The organism is Tepidibacter formicigenes DSM 15518 (assembly GCF_900142235.1).
In the GTDB taxonomy this organism is placed as follows: domain Bacteria; phylum Bacillota; class Clostridia; order Peptostreptococcales; family Peptostreptococcaceae; genus Tepidibacter; species Tepidibacter formicigenes.
Window position 1 is genome coordinate 42,919 of record NZ_FRAE01000013.1, and the last position, 20,314, is coordinate 63,232.

The window sequence follows — 20,314 nt, forward strand, 5'->3', positions numbered from 1 at the left end:
ATATAATATTTTACATTTTTATAAATTCGAACAAAATCAATGTGCGAAAAATAAATGTACGTATTTATATCAATTTTTCCCGAGTTTATAATTTTACAACATAATATAATGTTCGTGATTTAAGGATAGTTGTTTTAAAATAGAAAAATTGCTATTATATGAATATGACATAAAAATAAAGGAGGCTTTATTTTATAATGAACAAAAAATTAAAAATACATAATAAGTCTGATAAACCATATAACATAGTCTTAAAGGAAAATAATCTAATAGAAAGATGTATTGAAATTGAAAAAGAACTTCCTAATTTTATGAAAGATTTTTTTGTTTATTTAAAAAACGCTGTTGTTAACTCTACTCGCTTAGCCTATATGGAAGATATTTTATTTTTTTGTAAATATCTAGTCTCAGAAACCGACTTGACAAAAGCACAAATACCAAAGGACATAACTGTTGATGAATTTGATAATATAAAAGCAAGAGATGTAAATTTATTTTTAGGAGATTATTGTTCACGCTATTATAAAAAAACAGAAAATAATATATTAGTATTTGAAAATAATAATAGAGCTTTAGCTAGAAAAAAATCCTCACTATCTTCTCTATTTAAATTTTTATATAGGAATGAACAAATAAATCAGAATATAACAGATGGATTTAATCCAATAAAACTTCCAAAACCTCAGCCTGATGCTATAAAAAGATTAGAAGTTGATGAAGTAGCTAGAATGTTAGACGCAGTAGAAACTGGACAGGGATTAACTGAAAAAGAAAAAATTTATTGGAAAAAAACAAAACTTAGAGATAAAGCAATACTAGTTTTATTTGTAACATATGGATTAAGACTTAGTGAACTTAGAGAGCTTAATATATCTTCTTTTAATTTTTCACGAGGAGAATTTAAGATATTCAGAAAAAGAGGAAAAGAAGTTTTAATGCCTCTTAATAAAACTTGTGAATTAGTCATAAAGGATTATATAAATATTGAAAGATCAAATTCAGAATCAATAGCAGATGAACACAAAGATGCTTTATTTTTATCGATTCAAAATAAAAGAATGACTTTAAGAGCTATAAGAGAACTAGTAAAAAAATATACTTCAATAGCTATGCAAACTTCAAGAGAAAATGGCTATAGTCCTCATAAATTAAGAGCAACATCAGCTACTTCATTAATTCAATATGGTTTTTCAATATATGATGTTCAAAATTTACTAGACCATGATAATGTAACCACTACTCAACTATATGCTGCTCATAAAAAAAATGTTAAAAGAGAAATTGTTAAAAATTTTGAATGGTTAGAAGATGAAATAAAATAGTGATTAATGCGAAAAAGAACGAATGTTTGTATTTTTTTTGTATTGGTGATATAATGTAACTATAATTAAGTGATGGGAGGAGTTTTAAAGTGTATTCAAATTTAACTGAAAAACAAATAGAAATATTAAATTTTATTAAATTACAAATAAATAAAAAAGGATACCCACCTTCAGTTAGGGAGATATGTAGCGCAGTAAATTTGAAATCAACATCTACTGTACACTCTCATCTAAATAAATTAGAAGAAAAAGGATATATAAGGAAAGATCCTACTAAACCAAGAGCTATTGAAATTTTAGACTTTAATAATGAAAATTTTTTTAGTAGAAAAGAAACTATAGATGTTCCTTTAGTTGGAAGTGTTACTGCTGGTTCTCCTATTTTAGCTATGGAAAATATAGAAGATTTCATTCCATTACCTTCCAATCTGATAGAGGGAGGTATTAATTTTATGTTAAAAGTCAAAGGAGATAGCATGATTAGTGCAGGTATATTAGATGGAGATTATATCATTGTTTCTAAGAAATCTGTAGCAAGAAATGGGGAAATTGTAGTTGTTTTGACAGATGATAACGAATCTACTGTTAAAAGATTTTTTAAAGAAAAAGATAAAATAAGACTTCAACCTGAAAATCCTTATATGGAACCTATATATTTAGATGATGTTAAAATACTCGGAACTGTTAAAGGAGTTTTTAGAGTTATAAAATAAGACATGGGTTTTATCCATGTCTTATTTTATATTTAAAATAAATTTCTTTTATAAACTAAATATAATTCTTTTAGCTCTTTAATTTTTTCTTTCATTTCAACTTGAAGAATAGATACTAAATCATAATCCTTATTATCGATTCCTTCTCTTATTTTAGTAAATAAAGATTTTTCATCCATTTTATCTTTCATCAAGTAGCATTTTAGTTGATGTATTTTTTCCCAAGTAACAACATCTAAATCAGATACATCATCATATTGATGAAGTTTTTTGCAAGATCTTACTATTTTTATATTATCTCCTAAAATTCTATCTTTTAATTCTGTTAACCATTGATCTATTATAGATTCTTTAAATGAACCTATAATTTCATACGAAAATACATCTCCTCGTATTAATACTTCTTTCTTATTAGCATATAAATCTAAATTTTTAGCATTATCCCAAACTGTTTTAGGTGGTAAACCAAATAGTTTATTTCTTTCTTCTTCTGTATAAAATTCAAATACATCTTCTTCACTTCTATATTGTCTAGTAGCTTCTAAGTACTCACTTTCTTCTCCAGCTTTTTTGGAAAATTCAATTTCTAAATCTTTAGATGATTTTTGGTTTTCTAAAGAATAAGTTATACCATCAAGCATAGTTTGATATGACGCTGCTAGCACTAAATAAGTATTTGATAATGGATTTGGCGCTCTAAGTTCAAATCTAGTAGCTAAAGGATTTTCCATATCTCTTATTAGTCCGACTAAAATTGATCTGTTTCTTGAAGGATTTTCTGTACTTTTCCCAAGAGAAGATACTATACAAACTGGAGCTTCAAAACCTGGTTTTAATCTATTTAACGCATCATTTGAAGATGTTACAAAAGGATTTACTACTTCATAGTTATTAAGTATTCCCATTAATGCCCCAAAACCGATAGGACTTAAATATTCTTTTTTCATATTAATTGGAGAAAATAAATTTACTATTTTTCCATTTTTAAGTTTAGCTGCTACTCCTAAATGAGTATGTTCTCCACTTCCTGCTACTCCTTCAATTGGTTTTGCTAGAAAAGAAACTTCAAGGCCATGGCTTTGAAACACATCTGTAACAAGATTTCTTACAATCAACTCATTGTCTGCTGCTTGTAAACTATTGCTATACTTCCAGTCTATTTCAAGCTGTTCTATTACATGATTTAATCTACCAGTAGTACCTACAGTAGACCTAATACCTCCAACCTCTTTATGACCCATTTCAGGATTAACTCCGTATTTATCCATAAGCCATATAGTTCTTTCAAGTGCTGTTCTAACTGTTCCTTGAGTTCTTTTCCAATATTGTTCCTTTAAATTTTGAGATGTAGAAAGTTTCTCTTCATCTGCTTTATCTTCAGGAGTTTTAACCCAAAATTCAAGTTCTGTAGCTGAAGTTAAAAGAATTTCTTCTATATCTTCAAATTTATCAATTCCTATAGATTTTAATGCATATGGATTTTTAGATAATAAGCTCAGTACTTTATTTTTAAAGTTATTAATGGACTTTTGAAGTATTGATCTTGAGCATACCATTTTATTATTATGAATTAAAAAAGATGGTATTCTTAAAGTTCCTACAGGAAGACCTGTTTCATCATCTAAATTTTCAAAGTTATAATCTATAAACCAATTTACATTTTTGTCCGGAACAATATCTACTTTTGCATCATTTAGTGTAGCAATATTGTGAAGAACAACACTAGAACCATCAGTTTGTATTCCATATTCAAGAAATTTATCTATATCATCTAAAAAAGTACTAACAGGAATTTTTTCATCTGTATCATTCCCTCTTAAATCTATACCTACTAATGATACAAATTGAATTTCCGGATGAGAAGTAAGAATTTGTTTAATTTCAGCCGAATTATGTTTAGTTCTAGGTATGAAGTATACAAGATTAGATAAAATACCTTTTTTAAATTCTTTTAACATGTTATGTCCTCCCTTATATGATTTATGTAATATTAATTTAAAAAATACAATTTTACGAATTTTATAGCGTTATTTCCGTATATAATTCGATGATGTTCGTACGTTTTAAAAACCAAAACAACATATAATTAAGAAATTTGCATTTATTAATATTGAAATTATATTATATATTTTGATATTTGTAAAGATTAAAAAAATAATATTCTCAATTATGAATTATTTATAATAAAAAGTTTCATTTTATAATTTCTTATAATTTCCTATTAATTATAAAAAAGCATTAGAGTACATTATATACTCTAACGCTAAAAAATATACATACTAATTATACTAAAATATTATTTGGTTAATATCAAAATTATTATCATTTACCATTTGTGATAAAGCCTTTAAAACTCCAAACTTAGAATGTGTATATGTAAGTCCCCCTTGAAAATAAACAACGTAAGGAGGTTTAATAGGAGCATCAGCACTAAGCTCTATAGAAGAACCTTGAACAAAAGCTCCAGCCGCCATAATTACATCACTATCATACCCAGGCATAGCCCATGGCTCAGGATTAACAAATGAATCTACAGGAGCAGCATATTGAACACCTCTACAGAAGGATATTACTTCATTAGCATTTTTTAATTTTACACTTTGTATTATATCACTTCTTAAATCATCATATTTTGGAAGAACTTCATATCCTAATTTTTCAAATAGTTTAGAACAAAATATCGATCCCATTAAAGCCTGAGAAACTATATAAGGAGCTAAAAATAGTCCTTGAAGTACAGTTCTTGTTGTTCCAAAAGTAAGCCCACATTCTTTTCCTATACCAGGAGAAGTAAGTCTAAAAGCTATTAATTCTACTAATTCTTTTTTCCCTACTATATATCCTCCTGTTAAAGCAAGTCCTCCTCCTGGATTTTTGATTAAAGAACCAGCCATAATATCTGCTCCAACATCTGTAGGTTCTTTAGTTTCTAAAAATTCACCATAACAGTTATCTACCATTACTATTATATCTTCTCTTACTGATTTTACAGTTTTTATTATATGTTCTATATCACTTATACTTAAAGATTTCCTCCAGCTGTATCCTTTAGATCTTTGTATTAATACAAGTTTAGTTTTTTCATTTATGCTATTTTTTATATTATCATAATCAGGGTCTCCATTGTCTAAAAAATCTACCTGTTTATATGTAACTCCAAATTCTTTTAAAGAGCCCTTTGATTCTCTAATTCCTATAACCTCTTCTAAAGTATCATATGGTTTACCAGTAGCAGATAATATTTCATCTCCTGGTCTTACAAGTCCACTTATACATAAAGATAAAGCATGAGTACCATTAACTATAATAGGTCTTACTATTGAATCTTCTGTATTAAAAACATAAGAGTATATTTCTTCTACTTTTTCTCTTCCTATATCATTATATCCATATCCAGTAGTCCAGTTAAAATGCGTATCACTCAGCTTTGCTTTTTGCATTGCTCTTAAGACTTTATATTGATTGTATTCTCTTACTCCATCAATTTTTTTAAACTGATCTTTAATTTCATTTTCTATCTTCTCAGATAATTTAAGTATTTTATCATCAATATTATAAAAATTTAAAAGCATATCTTTTGTTTCATTAAGCATTTATATCACCCACTTTAAAAGTATTATTGCAACATTAGGATTTTACCACAAAGAAAAATTATATTCAATTTTTTTGTCATATGGTATATAATTTTATATATAACTTCGCATAACATATCTTATGCGAAGTTATTAAGTAAATAAAGGGGAGATATTATGAAATATACTATAGAAAATTTAGTAAGTAATTTAAAGCTTAGAAGAAAGTTATTTCCTTGTAACTTTAAAAACTATCCAATGGAGTTTAAGGAAGGACTTGAGGTATTTATTGATGCCTTAATTTCTGCTCAAAAATCTATAAACACTATAGAAGCCTATTATTTCGATTTAAAGACGTTTTTTGATTATATAGTGTTAAACTATAATGGCATTGAATATCTTGCCGATATTCGCCCTATAAACCTTACCCGTTTTTATACATATTTAGAAACTGAAAAAAAGAATTCACATAAATCTATTATGAGAAAAAAAATGGTTCTTAATATATTCTTCAAATATTTAATAGAGCAGGGAATAATTTTAGAAAGACAAAATCCAATAAGAAAAGAAGAAGTAATTAAAAGTAAAGTTAAAAATAAAAAAATAACTCCTGTTTATCTAGAAAAAGAGGAGATAAAAGAACTTTTTAATTATATAAAAAACAAAAAAACTAATAAGTTTTATAAACTTAGAGATTTGAGCATATTTTCTCTAATGCTTTATAGCGGACTTAGAGTCTCTGAAATTGTTAGTATTAATTTAGAAGATATAGACTATGCTATAAAACATGAAGTTTTATCTATAATAGGAAAAGGAAACAAAGAAAGAAAAATACCATTACTTAAAGAAGAACTATTTGAAGGAAGTTTAAAATATTTATATGATTATTATAATGAAAGAGCAAAAATAGATATATCAACAAATGCTTTATTTATATCAAGTAAAAAATTTAGAATAACCACTAGAGGAATTCAAATGCTTGTGAAAAAATATTCTCAAAATATTAATATAAATAAAGATATAACCCCTCATAAATTAAGACATACATTCGCTACTCACTTAATAAAAAATGGTGCAGACATAAGAAAGGTTCAAGAACTTTTAGGTCATTCATCTATATCTACAACTCAAATATATACACATATAAAAATAGAAGATTTAAAAGATACATTAAGAGAATATAATTTAGATTTAAAAAATGTAATATAAAAAAGTCTTTATTCTAAAGATTTTAAATGTAGACTTTTTTAAAATTTCATGACGCCAACGAATTCTAACGAATTCCGTTGCTTAAAACTCATAACGGAATTTATATTTATACACAATTCAAAAGGATTATAATTTCCTATTCATTATAAAAAGGAGTGCATAGCACTCCTTAATTATCTATTAGAACCTTGGTTGTTGTTATTAATTAAGTTTATATTTTTACTTGGTATTATAGTAGATACAGCATGTTTATAAATCATTTGTTGCTTCCCTTCATTTTCAAGAATTATTATATAACTATCAAAGCCTTTTACCAGACCTTTTAATTGAACTCCATTCATCAAAAATATTGTTATACCTATTTTTTCTCTTCTTGCTTGATTTAAAAATAAATCTTGTAGGTTTAATGCATTGTTTTTCACAAGTACCCCTCCTATATCTTTTGTGTCTTATTTCAGTGTTCTATATTCTATAAATATAGTATTCTATAAACTTTTTAAATTTCCTTCTATAAAAGATAAAATTGATGACTTTATTTCATTTAGGTTTTTATATTCATCTAAATCAAACCATTTAGCAATATCATATCTTTTAAACCAAGTTATCTGTCTTTTTGCATATCTTCTACTATCTCTTTTTATGATATATATAGCTTCATCTAAAGAATATTTTCCATTTAAATGTTTTATTATTTCTTTATATCCAATAGCTTTCATAGAAGTCATATCTTCCGTGTATCCCATATTCATAAGTTTTTTTACTTCTTCTACAAGACCTGAACTTATCATAATGTCTACTCTTTTATTTATTCTTTCATAGAGTATATTTCTATCTCTATTAAGTACAATAAATATTGGGTGATAGTTTTCATTTAATTTTAAATCTCTCTTAAAATCTCCTATTTTATCATTACTGTCTAAACAAACTTCAAGAGCTCGTATAACCCGTTTCACATTATTAGGATGTATTCTTGATGCACTATCAGAATCTAATTCTTTTAGCTTTTCATGAAGGTGTTTTACTCCATATTCATCAGCTTCTTTTTGAAGTTTCTCTCTTAAATCATAATTTGATTTAGAATCTGTAAAATCCATTTCATAAATTAAAGAATTTATATAAAGACCTGTTCCCCCTGCTATTAAAGGGATTTTTCCTTTTGAATATATTTCATTTATATATTTCTTTGCTCTACTTTGAAACTCTGCTACTGAAAATTCAGTATCAGGAGTAACTTCATCAATCAAATAATGTTTTACACCCTGCATTTCATCTTCTGTAATTTTAGCAGTTCCTATATCCATGTATTTGTATATTTGCATTGAATCTGCTGAAATTATATCAGTATTAAGGCTTTTAGCTATTTCTATTGATAGGTCAGTTTTACCAACAGCAGTAGGACCCGCTATAATTATTAAAGGTATTTTGCTCATATCTCTCCCCTTTCTAAATAATCCTTTTAAACATTTTTTCTATTTCGTATTTTTTCATTTCAACAATTATAGGTCTTCCATGAGGACAAGTAAAAGGATTATTACATTTTTTTAAATCAGCTATAAGTATATTAATTTCTATATCTTTTATACTATTATGAGCCTTAATAGCACTTTTACAAGCTATAGATGCTATTCTTTCTTTTTTTAGAGCATAATTGCTAAATAATTCATCTATATTGTCTATTATATCTAATATGAATTTTTCAGATTCAGGAACTCCAAATATATTTGGAACCGATCTTATTACAATAGAATTATTACCAAACAATTCAACTTCAAAACCAAATTTTTTAAATATATATAATTTATCTTCTATAATTAACATATCTTTATTTGATAATTCTAATATTATAGGCTCTAAAAGAATTTGACTTGATATAGTCTCATTATAAAATTTCTCCATGTATTTTTCATAAAGTATTCTTTCATGAGCTGCATGTTGATCAATTAAAAACAAAGAATCTCGTTCTTGGCAAATTATATACGTATTAAATAATGTTCCTATAATATTAAAATCAGGAATTTTTTTATTGACTTCTTTTTCCTCTATATTTTTTTCTTTTATATTACTAACACTATCTTTATTTGAGATTTCATTATCAAATATACGTTTTTTATAGATACCTTTAGTATCATATCTATTTATATAATCAGTTGATTTATATGTTTCAACATTTTCTTTAACAGTATCTATTTTTATTTGTTCTTCAGTGATTTTAGAGTTTTCATTATTAATTTTTCCTATTTCATCAATATTAAAATCTTTTAATAAATTATCTGCATTTATTATATTGCTTGTTATAGTTTTATTTTCTAAGCTTGAATACGTTCTTTCATATTTAGGTATTAAAGTAGAACTTAAAAGAGCTTTATTAATTTCATCTTTAATATAGTTAAATAGTTTTTGATCCTCTTCAAATTTGATCTCAAGTTTAGTAGGGTGTATATTTACATCTATTTTTTTAGGATCTATTTTTAAACTTAAAAAACATATAGCATGTTTGTTAATAGGTAATATACCTTTATAAGCTTCATATATAGCACCTAATATTAATTTACTTTTTACATATCTTCCATTTACATATACATGTTGAAGGGTTTTATTATTTCTATATATACTGTTATTTCCTATAAACCCATCAAGATTTAAATTTTTTGACCTTATAGATAAAGGAATTAAATTATTATATATGTCTTTTCCATATATACTTCTTATAGTATTTTGAAGATTATTATCTCCAGGTGTAGTTAACATAATTTTGTTATTGTTAATATATTTGAATTGGATATTATAATTTCCAATAGCAAGTTTATTTACTACATCAGTTATACTTATTGTTTCAGAGTTTGTAGACTTAAGAAACTTTTTTCTAGCAGGAGTATTAAAGAACAAGTCTTTAACTATAATAGTAGTACCTACTGCACTTCCTACAGGTTCTTTACTTATTATATTTCCTCCTTCCAAAGAAAGTTTTGTTCCTATTTTTTCATCACCGGTTCTAGTTATTAAATCAATTTTAGATACAGATGCAATACTAGCTAAAGCTTCTCCTCTAAATCCTAAAGAATTTAATGAATATAGATCATCTATTTTTAAAATTTTGCTAGTAGCATGTCTTAAAAATGATTTTTCTACTTGGTCTGAAGGAATGCCATGGCCGTTATCAGTAATTCTCATGAATTTTTTTCCGCCATCTTGTATCTCAATAGTTATTTTAGTAGAACCTGCATCTATAGAATTTTCAACAAGTTCTTTTACTACAGAAGAAGGTCTTTCAACAACCTCTCCTGCAGCAATTTTATTTATTGTATATTCATCTAATAAATTTATTTTTTTAATCAAAGTACATCATCTCCAATTGACTTTACTTTATTTTGAATATTATAAAGTGCATTCATAGCTTCAATAGGAGTCATATTTATAATATTTAATAATTTAATTTCTTTTAATATACTTTCTTTTTCAATATTCGAAAAAGAAAGTTGTTCATCTAAATCATTTTTTTCTTTTACAAGTTCTTGTTTTAGTTCTTTATTTTCATTGCTCGAAGATTGATAAGTTATAGCAGCTTCAGAGCAAATGTTTTTATTAACTATGTCATTTTTTTCTAAATCTTTTAGAATTTCATTTGCTCTCTTTATAACTTCAAAAGGTAAATCTGCAAGTTTTGCTACATGTATTCCATAACTTTGATCAGCTCCACCTCTTATTATTTTTCTAAGAAATATAATATCTTCTCCTCTTTCTTCAACAGCAACACAATAATTCTTAATTCCTTTAAATTTATCTTCAAGCTCAGTAAGCTCATGATAGTGAGTTGCAAATAAAGTTTTACAGCCTATTTTTTCATTTATATATTCAACAATAGCCCATGCAAGACTTAATCCATCAAAAGTACTAGTACCTCTACCTATTTCATCTAATATTACTAAACTATTTTTAGTTGCATTTTTTAATATATGAGATACTTCTGTCATTTCAACCATAAATGTACTTTGACCTTGTGATAAATCGTCACTAGCTCCAACTCTTGTAAATATTCTATCAACTATAGGAATATCTGCACTTTCAGCTGGAACAAAGGATCCAATATGTGCAAGTAAACTAATTAATGAAACTTGTCTCATATAAGTAGATTTCCCTGCCATATTAGGTCCTGTTATTATTCCTATTTTAAAATCCCCTGTATTAAGCTTAATATCATTTGGAACAAAATTTTCTTCTCCTATTATACTTTCAACAACAGGATGTCTTCCATCAATTATATTAAGTTCACCAGATGTATTTATACTAGGCTTACAATAATTATTTTCATATGCAACTTTTGCAAGAGAAGTTAAAACATCTATATAAGCTATTGTCTTTGCAACTTTTTGAATTCTATCTATATTCTTATATACTTTATTTCTAATATCTACAAATAATTCATATTCTAAGTCTTTAATTTTTTCTTCTGCATTTAATATTTTTTCTTCAATTTCTTTTAGTTCATCAGTTATAAATCTTTCCGCATTACTTAATGTTTGTTTTCTTATATAATTATTTGGAATTTCAAATTGTTTTAAATTTGCTTTTGTTATTTCTATATAATATCCAAAGACTTTATTAAATCCAATTTTTAAAGATTTAATACCTGTTCTTTCTTTTTCTCTATTTTCTATATTTTTTATTAAATAAGTTCCATTTGTAGATAACTCTCTCAAAGTTTTTATTCTTTCATCAAAACTAGATTTAATTATATTTCCATCTTTTAATGTAATAGACGGTTCTTCTAATAGTGAATTATCTATTAGTAAATAAATGTCTTTTAATTCATCTAATCCATTTATTAAATTTTTTATATATTTTGTGTCAGAATTTAGTAGTATATTTTTTATATTAGGTATTTTTTCTATAGATTCTTTTAAACTAACCATTTCTTTTGGATTTATTTTTTCAAATGCAAGTTTTCCACAAAGCCTTTCTATATCATAGATATTCTTTAGTTCTTCACATATATCTTCTCTAAGAGTAAAATTATCTTTTATTTCTTCAATTAAATTAAGTCTTTCTTCTATTTTTTCTTTATTTATTAAAGGTTGTTCAATCCATTTTCTAAGAAGCCTTCCCCCCATGGCAGTATTAGTTTTATCTAATACATATAAAAGCGATCCTTTTTTTTGCTTACTTCTCAAAGTTTCAGTAAGCTCTAAGTTTACTCTTGTAAACATATCAATAGACATATAATCTTTGGAGTTATACATACTTATATTATTTAAATTAGATGTTATTTGTTTTTGAGTATTGAATATATAATTTAAAAGCCCTATTAAACTATATTTAACTTCTAAAATATCTGATAGTCTTAAATTTTCAATATATTCTTTTGAAAAGTATTTATATAATATATCTTCATCTAAAGAATAGTAATAATTAGATTCTTTGTTCAAAAATATATTATTTAAAATTGATATTTTTTCTAACTTTTCACTTAAACTATTGTCATTATAAATTATTTCTTTAGGTTGAATTTTAGCTATTTCTTCCACTAAATTGTTTTCTTCTATACTTGTTGCATAAAAATCTCCTGTTGTTATATCTACATAAGAAATACCTACTTTATTATTATCAACATAAATCGACATTAAATAATTATTTTTCTTATTATCAAGTAAATTTTCTTCCATTACAGTTCCAGGACTTATTATTCTTACTACGTCTCTTTTTACAAGCCCTTTTGAAGCTGAGGCATCTTCAACTTGTTCACATATTGCAACCTTATATCCATTTTCAATCAACTTAGAAATATAGGAGTTAGAAGAATGATATGGAACTCCACACATTGGAGCTCTTTCTTCAAGACCACAATTTTTTCCAGTTAAAGCAATTTCTAAAACTCTTGATGCAACAATTGCATCTTCAAAAAACATTTCATAAAAATCACCAAGCCTAAAAAACAATATACTATCTTCATAATTTTTTTTGATTTCGAAATACTGTTTCATCATTGGTGTTAATTTTTTCATTTTAAAAACCCCCAATCTTTAGAAGAATAGCACTCAAAATTTGAGTGCTATTTATTAACAACTATTCCGTTTAAGGAGAAAGTTTTAACTTCTGTTATTTTTACATCTACAAGCTTTCCTATTAAATCCTTACTTCCTTCAAAGTTAACTAGTTTATTTTGTCTTGTTCTTCCTGTAAGTTTAGTACTATCTGTTTTACTTTCTCCTTCAACTAAAACTTCTACTACTTTATCTTTATACCTCATATTCTTTTCTTTACTTATAGTATTTACAACCTCTAATAGTCTATTAAATCTATCGTGTTTTATATCGTCTGGTATTTGATTTTCCATTTTAGCAGCAGGAGTACCTTTTCTTATAGAATATATAAAAGTAAATGCAGAATCATATCTAACTTTTTGAACTACATCTAATGTATCTAAAAAGTCTTCTTCAGTTTCTCCTGGGAAACCAATCATTATATCAGTAGATAAAGCTATATCTGGTATTTCTTTTTTTATTTTTTCTACTAAATCAAGATAACTTTCTTTAGTATATTTTCTGTTCATTTTTTTTAAAACTTTAGTACTTCCAGCTTGTACAGGAAGATGTAAAAACTCACATACTTTTTTACAATCTCTCATTGCATATATAAGATCATCAGATAAATCTTTAGGATGAGAAGTCATAAATCTTATTCTTTCTATGCCTTCTATTTTATCTAAATCTCTTAAAAGGTCTGAAAATGAATAATCTGTATCAAAAGTATTTCCATAAGAATTTACATTTTGACCAAGAAGAGTTATTTCTTTAGTGCCATTTTTAGCAAGATCTTTAACTTCATTTATTATATCTTCTGGTTTTCTACTTCTTTCTCTTCCTCTTGTATATGGTACTATACAATAAGTACAAAAATTATTACATCCATACGCTACATTAACAAATGCTTTTAATTCATACTTTCTATTACTTTCTAGTCCTTCTACAACTTCTCCATCTACATCCCAAACATCAATTAGTATTTCACCAGATTGTAAAGATTCATAAAGAAGTTCTCCAAATTTATATAAATTATGTGTTCCAAATACTAAATTAACATGATTGTATTTTTTCTTTATTTCTTCTACAACATGAGGTTGTTGCATCATACAACCACATACCGCTATTATAAGATTTGGATTTTTTTGTTTTATAGTTTTTAGATGCCCTAAGTTACCATATACTTTAAGTTCAGCATTTTCTCTTACTGCACAAGTATTATATATTATAAGGTCTGCTTCTTCAGCATCCTTTGCTTTTTCATAACCCATTTTCGAAAGCATAGCATCTAATTTTTCAGAGTCATGCTCATTCATTTGACAACCATAGGTTACAGTGAGATGTTTTTTTCTCTTTCCAGTCATTTCAAAATATCTATCATTTTGACATTTTATCATTTCTATATATTTATCCTGTTCTCTTATTTTCTCTATAGGAACATGTATTTGCTTTCTTTTACCCAACGTAATTCCTCCTTAATCGTCTTTTGTCTATCTATTTTTTAGATTCAAAGTTTATTATACCAAAATTATTTTAAAAAAAGAAGATATTAAAATTTATTCTCAATTTAATTACATTTCTTACTTGAATTTTGATTTTATATTCTCTTTTTCTTTAGCTTTATTTATGTTTTTTTCTATTTTCTCAACTTTTTTAGATATATTAGATATCATAAATAAAATATATAATACTCCCCATAATAAGCATATTGAACAAGCCGTATTTATAATTTGTAAAGTAAAATTAATTTTACTCATTAATATCACCTCAATAAAAATATTTAGTTTATATATTCTACTATTTTTAAATAGCAATTTAGAATAAAAAAAGATTATATGGAGAAAATTTAATTATCAAAATATATATTTCGAGGAGATATTCGAAATGATTACTATATTAATAAGAACTTTAATATTATATACATTTGTACTAATTAGCGTAAGAATTATGGGCAAAGGTGAGTTATCTGAAATGCAACCTTTTGAATTAGTGGTTACATTAATGATAGCTGAGCTTGCTGCACTTCCAATGGAAGACATTCGACTACCTTTAATCAATGGAATTGTTGCTATAATTACAATATTATTTGCTCAAATAATTATTTCTTATGTGAATTTAAAAAGCGAAAAGGCTAGAAAAATTATATGTGGAAAACCAAGCCTATTAATAAATAAAGGAATAATTAATGAAAAAGAGCTTAGACGTCTTAGAATTAACATGAATGATTTGATTGAACAATTAAGAATTAAAGATTATCCAGTTATTCAAGATATTGAGTATGCAATACTTGAAACCAACGGAGATTTAAGCATAATACCAAAATCAAATAAAAGACCTGTAACTGTAGAAGATGTGAAAGCAAATCCTCCTTATGAAGGTCTACCTGTATCTCTTATTATTGATGGAAATATAAATTACGATAATCTCAAAAAAATAAGTCTCAATATTTCTTGGCTTCAAGAAGAGCTTAAAAAACAAGGGATTAATGACCCTAAAGAAGTACTTTTTTCTTATATAGATGAAACTAAAAATATATTTGTACAAAAAAAAGATAAAAGTTAAAGGAGTAATTCTTATGAAAACTATTATTCCTGTAGTTATATTAGTTATTCTTATAATAGGAGCATGGTTTTTTACATACAAACATATTGAAGATTATTCTTCAGATTTTATATATTCTTTAGATAAAATAAGTAAAAATATTAAAAATAGTAATTGGGAAGATTCTTATGATGAATTTTTAAGAATGAAAAAAAAATGGAAAAGAATAAAAAATACTTGGGATTTGCTAATAGATCATCAAGAAGTTGAAAGTATAAATTTAATCATAGAAAAAATAAACACATATATGGAGTTAAAAAATCTAGATTTAACTCTTAATGAAATAACTATTTTGAAAGAAGTATTTCGTATTATTATAGAAAAAGAGAGTTTTAAATTAACAAATATATTTTAAATAGACACTATCATTTTAAGGATAGTGTCTATTAACCATCAATCTTTATAAAATCTAATTATGCATTTCTTAAACAATACATAATTTTAATACTCTACTTCTAGCAAATATAATCCTTTAGCTGGAGCTGTTGGACCTGCCAATTTTCTATCTTTACTCAATAAAATATAATTAACATTTTCTGGTTTCATATTTCCAAGTCCTACCTCTAAAAGAGTTCCAACTATAATTCTTACCATATTATACAAAAATCCATTTCCATGAACTATTATTTCTATCAAATTACCTTTTTCTATTATATCTATTGAATAGATAGTCCTTATATTGGATTTCTTTTTAGATTTTGAGGATCTAAAACTTGTAAAATCATGTTCTCCAATAATAAATAAAGAAGCTTTTTTCATAGCGTCTATATCTAACTTTTCAGATATATGTGTTGTATATTTTCTAAGAAAAGGATTGTGATATATATCATTATATATTTTATATATATACTTTTTTGAAGAAGCATTATATCTTGAATGAAACCTTTCTTCAACTTCTTCAATATTTGTAACTACTATATCTTGTGGAAGATATTTGTATAAATATTCTATCATTTCTGAAGTAGTCATTTTTGAGTTAGTTTTAAAATTTGCTACTTGTCCTAAAGCATGAACTCCTACATCTGTTCTTCCAGAGCCTATTATCTCTATTTTTTCACTTGTCATTTTTGAAAGTACATTCTCTATTTTAGATTGTATTGTCATATCAGTATGTCCAAGCCTTTGCCATCCACTATACCTTGACCCATCATATTGAATAGTCAACTTAATATTTCTCATTTTTATTACATCCTTTCTGTTTAAAGTTTTATTTTAACTTTAGTTCCTTTTCCTTTTTCGCTTTCTATATTCATATCTCCTCCATGAAGTTTTATTATTTCGTAAGATATGGAAAGTCCTAATCCGCTTCCTGATTTATTAGGGTCTTCTTGATAGAACTTTTTCATAACTTTTTTAATATTTTGCTTTTCTATTCCTTCTCCATTATCTTCAACTTCTATAAATACATGATTTTCACTTTGAAAAACTTTAACATGTATGTATCCATTTGTTTTTGTAAATTTCAAAGAATTTTCAATTAAGTTTATGAAAACTTGTTTCAATCGATCACTGTCTCCTTTGATTTCTTTTATATCATTTATAATTTTTAATGAAAGATTTATATTTTTTTCATTAGCTCTTAATTTAAATTGATTTACTATGTTTTCTAAAAGACTTTTTATATTAACATTTTCAATATTGATATGAATGTTTCCACCTTGTATTTTCGAAAAATCAAGTAACTCTTCTACTAATTTGATAAGTCTATCTGTTTCGTCTTGTATTATTTTAAGCCCAATTTTAACTTCTTCTTCATCACCTCCGTAAGAAAGTGTTTCACTCCAACCTTTTATAGATGTGAGAGGAGTTCTCAATTCGTGAGATATAGATGATATAAATTCATTTTTTATTTGTTCACTTTTTTCAATTTCTTCAGCCATATAGCTAAATGTTTTGGCAAGTTCACCAATTTCATCATTTGATAGTTTTTTTGGTCTTGCTTTGTAGTTACCACTGGCCAATTCTGTTGCAGCATTTTTAAGTTCAGTTATGGGATCAACTATACTTTTACCAAGAACTAAACTAAAAATTAGAACAAAAGTAAGAACTGCTAATCCAGCAATAAAAACAATTATTTCTATACTAATAAGTGATTTCTTTATCTTTTCAGTAGATACACTATACCTTAATATTCCTTCTGTTTTTTCATTAAATTTAAGAGGTATAGAAATAGCCATTATACTTTCACCTTGTTCTCCTTGTGTACCTTTAAATACATATAGGTTTCCTTTAAGGGCTTCCTTAACATCTAAAGTGTCTATTTTTTCTTTTGTATAGAAACCATATGAATCAACTAATACCCTTTTATTATTATCAATAACTTGTATCTTTGTTTTTTCATCTTTTAAAATAAGATTCTTATAAATATGTCTTATTTTATTTTCAAATGGAGCATAGGCCATATATTTATTATAAAAATCAGAAGATAAATTAGCTTTATTTAATAGATAATATTCAACTGAATTATAGTAATAATTTCTTACATAGAAAATAAAAAAAGCTTCTAGAACGAAAACAGTCATAAAAATTATTATACACGAATTTAAAAGTATTTTCTTTTTTATGCTATTCAAACTAATCTTCCTTTCTTAAACAATAGCCATATCCCCATACTGTTTGAAGATACTTAGGTTTTGATGGATTTTCTTCTATCTTACTTCTAATTCTCCTAATATTAACATCTACAATTTTCAAATCTCCAATATAATTTTTCCCCCATATTGCATCTAAAAGTTCATCTCTACTTATAGATTTTCCCTCATTTTTAATTAAATATTTTATTATAGAAAATTCAGTTGGTGTTATTTCTATTTCTCTATCTTCTTTAAATAATTTTCTCTGACTTAAGTCTAAAGTAAAAGGATCACATATTATTAATTGATTTTGAGAATTGTCCTTTTTTAGTCTTCTTAAAAGAGCGTTAATTCTTGCTAATAGTTCTTTTGGACTAAAAGGCTTAACTATATAATCATCAGCACCAGAATTTAAACCAATTATCTTATCATTTTCTTGTCCTTTAGCTGTTAGCATTATAATTCCAATGTTATCATAATTTTCTCTTATAAATTCACATACCTGGATTCCACTTATACCAGGAAGCATAACATCTAATAAGGCAATATCTATTTTGTTTGTTTTAACTTTTTCTATAGCTTCTTCTCCCGTAGGTGCTTCAATAACCTCATACCCTCCTCTTTTTAGATTAATACTAACAAAGCTTCTTATTCCAATTTCATCCTCTAAAACTAATACCTTAAAACTCATGTAATCACCTCAAGTTTAATATAACAATTTAAAATTTTTGTGTATATTTTCTCTATCTACATAAAAATCTTTATTTCTATCTAGATATTTATTATTTAAGAATGCAACAAAAACTGTCTTTTTATTTTCACCTAAATATATAAACTTTTTATTTTGTTCATTTAGTTTTTTCTCTTCTTTTTTCCAGTTATTTTTCTCAAAATACTCTATGGTTAATATTTCATTTTTTATATTTTTACTTTTTTCTAAGCTATAAAAAACTACTCTTTTTTGATTATTAATATTATATTCTTTTAGGGTAAACTTATCTTTCCAGTTTTGTGGCAAATCAAATCTATAACCTTCATCATAATCATAATAGTTTTCAACAACAAAACGTAAGCCTTCTTTTTCATCCCATTTATACCAGGTATTAAGCCATGGTATATTTACCAAAGCTTCTTCTTCGTATCCTATAGGTTGAGTTAAAACTCCTATTTCTATTACTTTATCACTGTCTATGTCATTACTTCCAACTGGATATATTTGATATGTTTTGGAAATAGAGTCTTTAAAAGCATTTTTAAGCTTATTATTTTCTAAAAATATAAGTTGCGTATATGCACTATGTGAGCCTAATGGAATATCAATAAATATTCCTTTCTTATTTTCAGATGCCTTACCTACCTTGATATTAGAATATCCTATTTCATAATTTGCTTGAATATTTATTTTATCAATAAATTTTAATTTATCTATAACATAGTTGTATACACTTAAAGTAATAACTAGTCTTTTAGAGTCATAACTGAAAAGAAAAATATCTAGTTTGCCATCATTGTTAAGATCATCAATTTCTATTCCTCTATACTTACCATTAAAAATTCTTTTTATTTTGCTTTGTTTCATAGTATATATAGATTTAATTTTAGCATAATCTCCATAATCCCAACTTACTATTATTTCACTTTTTCCATCTTTGTTTAAATCATAAAAACTTGCATAGCTTATATCAAATCCTTCTCCTTTTACTAAATCTATCATTTTCCAACTATTGTTGATTTTCTTCAATATAATAAATCCTATTTCAAAGTTTTTCTCTTGCTCTTCATAAAATGCTACAATTTCATCTTGGTTATCTCCATCAATATCAACTTTATTTATGGCTCCCGCTTCTTTACAATCAAGAGGAATGGTAAGGTTAGATCCCTGAGGTAAAAACTTTTCAATTGATTCTTTTATTATTTCTTTTTCAACTTTACTTTTAGGTTTTTCTATTAATTGTTCAGGTGTTGAAAGTTTATAACATCCTGTTAATACAAAAGTTATTGACATAAACAAGACTGAAAATTTAAGTATTTTATTCACTCTATATCCTCCCTCTATATACTTTTATTTTCTCTTAAATACTCTCTATTTCTTACAATTTCATAAATTGATAGATATAATTTTTGGATATAACTTCAACATATTCAATTTTATGGATATAAAAATGTATAACTCCAGAAAATCAGTGTTTTTACCAAAATATTACTGGAATTAATCCACTAATTTCATGGCGACGTACCCTCCCATGTCTCACAGGATCAATGTCCCTAAATTCCTTCGTTCAGTCTATCCATGATGTGGTATCAGCT

17 protein-coding genes are annotated in these 20,314 nt (G+C 25.7%); 5 read left to right on the forward strand and 12 right to left on the reverse strand.

Features of this window, described 5'->3' with window-relative positions; all coding sequences use genetic code 11:
* Positions 1 to 197: 197 nt before the first annotated feature.
* Positions 198 to 1,322 (forward strand): tyrosine-type recombinase/integrase, encoded by a 1,125-nt coding sequence (locus tag BUA77_RS04005; RefSeq protein ID WP_072887537.1) that lies wholly within the window; start codon positions 198 to 200, stop codon positions 1,320 to 1,322.
* An 89-nt stretch (positions 1,323 to 1,411) separates the two neighbouring features.
* On the forward strand, positions 1,412 to 2,035 hold the full coding sequence (lexA, locus tag BUA77_RS04010) for a transcriptional repressor LexA (RefSeq protein ID WP_072887539.1): 624 nt from the start codon (positions 1,412 to 1,414) through the stop codon (positions 2,033 to 2,035).
* A gap of 32 nt (positions 2,036 to 2,067) precedes the next feature.
* On the opposite strand, the gene BUA77_RS04015 is transcribed toward lexA, so the two are convergent.
* Positions 2,068 to 3,993, reverse strand: a complete 1,926-nt coding sequence (locus tag BUA77_RS04015; RefSeq protein WP_143151292.1) for a type I glutamate--ammonia ligase — start codon at positions 3,991 to 3,993, stop codon at positions 2,068 to 2,070.
* A 330-nt stretch (positions 3,994 to 4,323) separates the two neighbouring features.
* Positions 4,324 to 5,628, reverse strand: a complete 1,305-nt coding sequence (locus BUA77_RS04020; RefSeq protein ID WP_072887541.1) for a methionine gamma-lyase family protein — start codon at positions 5,626 to 5,628, stop codon at positions 4,324 to 4,326.
* Between the two features lie 156 nt (positions 5,629 to 5,784).
* Between BUA77_RS04020 and BUA77_RS04025 the strand changes: the two genes are divergently transcribed.
* Positions 5,785 to 6,816 (forward strand): tyrosine-type recombinase/integrase, encoded by a 1,032-nt coding sequence (locus BUA77_RS04025; RefSeq protein WP_278280553.1) that lies wholly within the window; start codon positions 5,785 to 5,787, stop codon positions 6,814 to 6,816.
* Positions 6,817 to 6,989: 173 nt separating this feature from the next.
* Here the strand turns inward: BUA77_RS04025 and hfq are convergent, their stop codons facing one another.
* From hfq to BUA77_RS13725, 6 genes are all read right to left on the reverse strand, one after another.
* Positions 6,990 to 7,238 (reverse strand): RNA chaperone Hfq, encoded by a 249-nt coding sequence (hfq, locus tag BUA77_RS04030; protein WP_072887543.1) that lies wholly within the window; start codon positions 7,236 to 7,238, stop codon positions 6,990 to 6,992.
* A gap of 63 nt (positions 7,239 to 7,301) precedes the next feature.
* Positions 7,302 to 8,246: a tRNA (adenosine(37)-N6)-dimethylallyltransferase MiaA gene (miaA, locus tag BUA77_RS04035; RefSeq protein ID WP_072887545.1), complete on the reverse strand. Its 945-nt coding sequence runs from the start codon at positions 8,244 to 8,246 to the stop codon at positions 7,302 to 7,304.
* A 13-nt stretch (positions 8,247 to 8,259) separates the two neighbouring features.
* A complete protein-coding gene (gene mutL, locus BUA77_RS04040) occupies positions 8,260 to 10,152 on the reverse strand; it encodes a DNA mismatch repair endonuclease MutL (RefSeq protein WP_084605481.1) in 1,893 nt (630 codons plus the stop codon).
* Entirely contained in the window at positions 10,149 to 12,815 is a 2,667-nt protein-coding gene (gene mutS, locus BUA77_RS04045; RefSeq protein WP_084605483.1) for a DNA mismatch repair protein MutS, read from the reverse strand. The genes mutL and mutS overlap by 4 nt, the downstream gene beginning before the upstream one ends.
* 47 nt (positions 12,816 to 12,862) lie before the next feature.
* Positions 12,863 to 14,296, reverse strand: coding sequence for a tRNA (N6-isopentenyl adenosine(37)-C2)-methylthiotransferase MiaB (miaB, locus tag BUA77_RS04050; protein ID WP_072887549.1), 1,434 nt, complete (start codon positions 14,294 to 14,296; stop codon positions 12,863 to 12,865).
* A 117-nt stretch (positions 14,297 to 14,413) separates the two neighbouring features.
* Positions 14,414 to 14,590, reverse strand: coding sequence for a hypothetical protein (locus BUA77_RS13725; protein WP_159428943.1), 177 nt, complete (start codon positions 14,588 to 14,590; stop codon positions 14,414 to 14,416).
* Positions 14,591 to 14,717: 127 nt separating this feature from the next.
* Between BUA77_RS13725 and BUA77_RS04055 the strand changes: the two genes are divergently transcribed.
* Complete coding sequence (locus BUA77_RS04055) at positions 14,718 to 15,395, forward strand: YetF domain-containing protein (RefSeq protein WP_072887552.1); 678 nt, start codon at positions 14,718 to 14,720, stop codon at positions 15,393 to 15,395.
* Positions 15,396 to 15,408: 13 nt separating this feature from the next.
* Positions 15,409 to 15,789 (forward strand): DUF4363 family protein, encoded by a 381-nt coding sequence (locus tag BUA77_RS04060; RefSeq protein ID WP_159428944.1) that lies wholly within the window; start codon positions 15,409 to 15,411, stop codon positions 15,787 to 15,789.
* Positions 15,790 to 15,875: 86 nt separating this feature from the next.
* Here the strand turns inward: BUA77_RS04060 and truA are convergent, their stop codons facing one another.
* From truA to BUA77_RS04080, 4 genes are read right to left on the reverse strand one after another with little or no spacing between them, the layout of a single operon-like run.
* Positions 15,876 to 16,613 (reverse strand): tRNA pseudouridine(38-40) synthase TruA, encoded by a 738-nt coding sequence (truA, locus tag BUA77_RS04065; RefSeq protein WP_072887556.1) that lies wholly within the window; start codon positions 16,611 to 16,613, stop codon positions 15,876 to 15,878.
* A gap of 20 nt (positions 16,614 to 16,633) precedes the next feature.
* Positions 16,634 to 18,007, reverse strand: a complete 1,374-nt coding sequence (locus tag BUA77_RS04070) for a sensor histidine kinase (RefSeq protein ID WP_084605485.1) — start codon at positions 18,005 to 18,007, stop codon at positions 16,634 to 16,636.
* Position 18,008: 1 nt separating this feature from the next.
* A complete protein-coding gene (locus BUA77_RS04075) occupies positions 18,009 to 18,698 on the reverse strand; it encodes a response regulator transcription factor (protein WP_072887560.1) in 690 nt (229 codons plus the stop codon).
* A gap of 15 nt (positions 18,699 to 18,713) precedes the next feature.
* A complete protein-coding gene (locus BUA77_RS04080) occupies positions 18,714 to 20,045 on the reverse strand; it encodes a VCBS repeat-containing protein (RefSeq protein WP_072887562.1) in 1,332 nt (443 codons plus the stop codon).
* Positions 20,046 to 20,314: the final 269 nt, after the last annotated feature.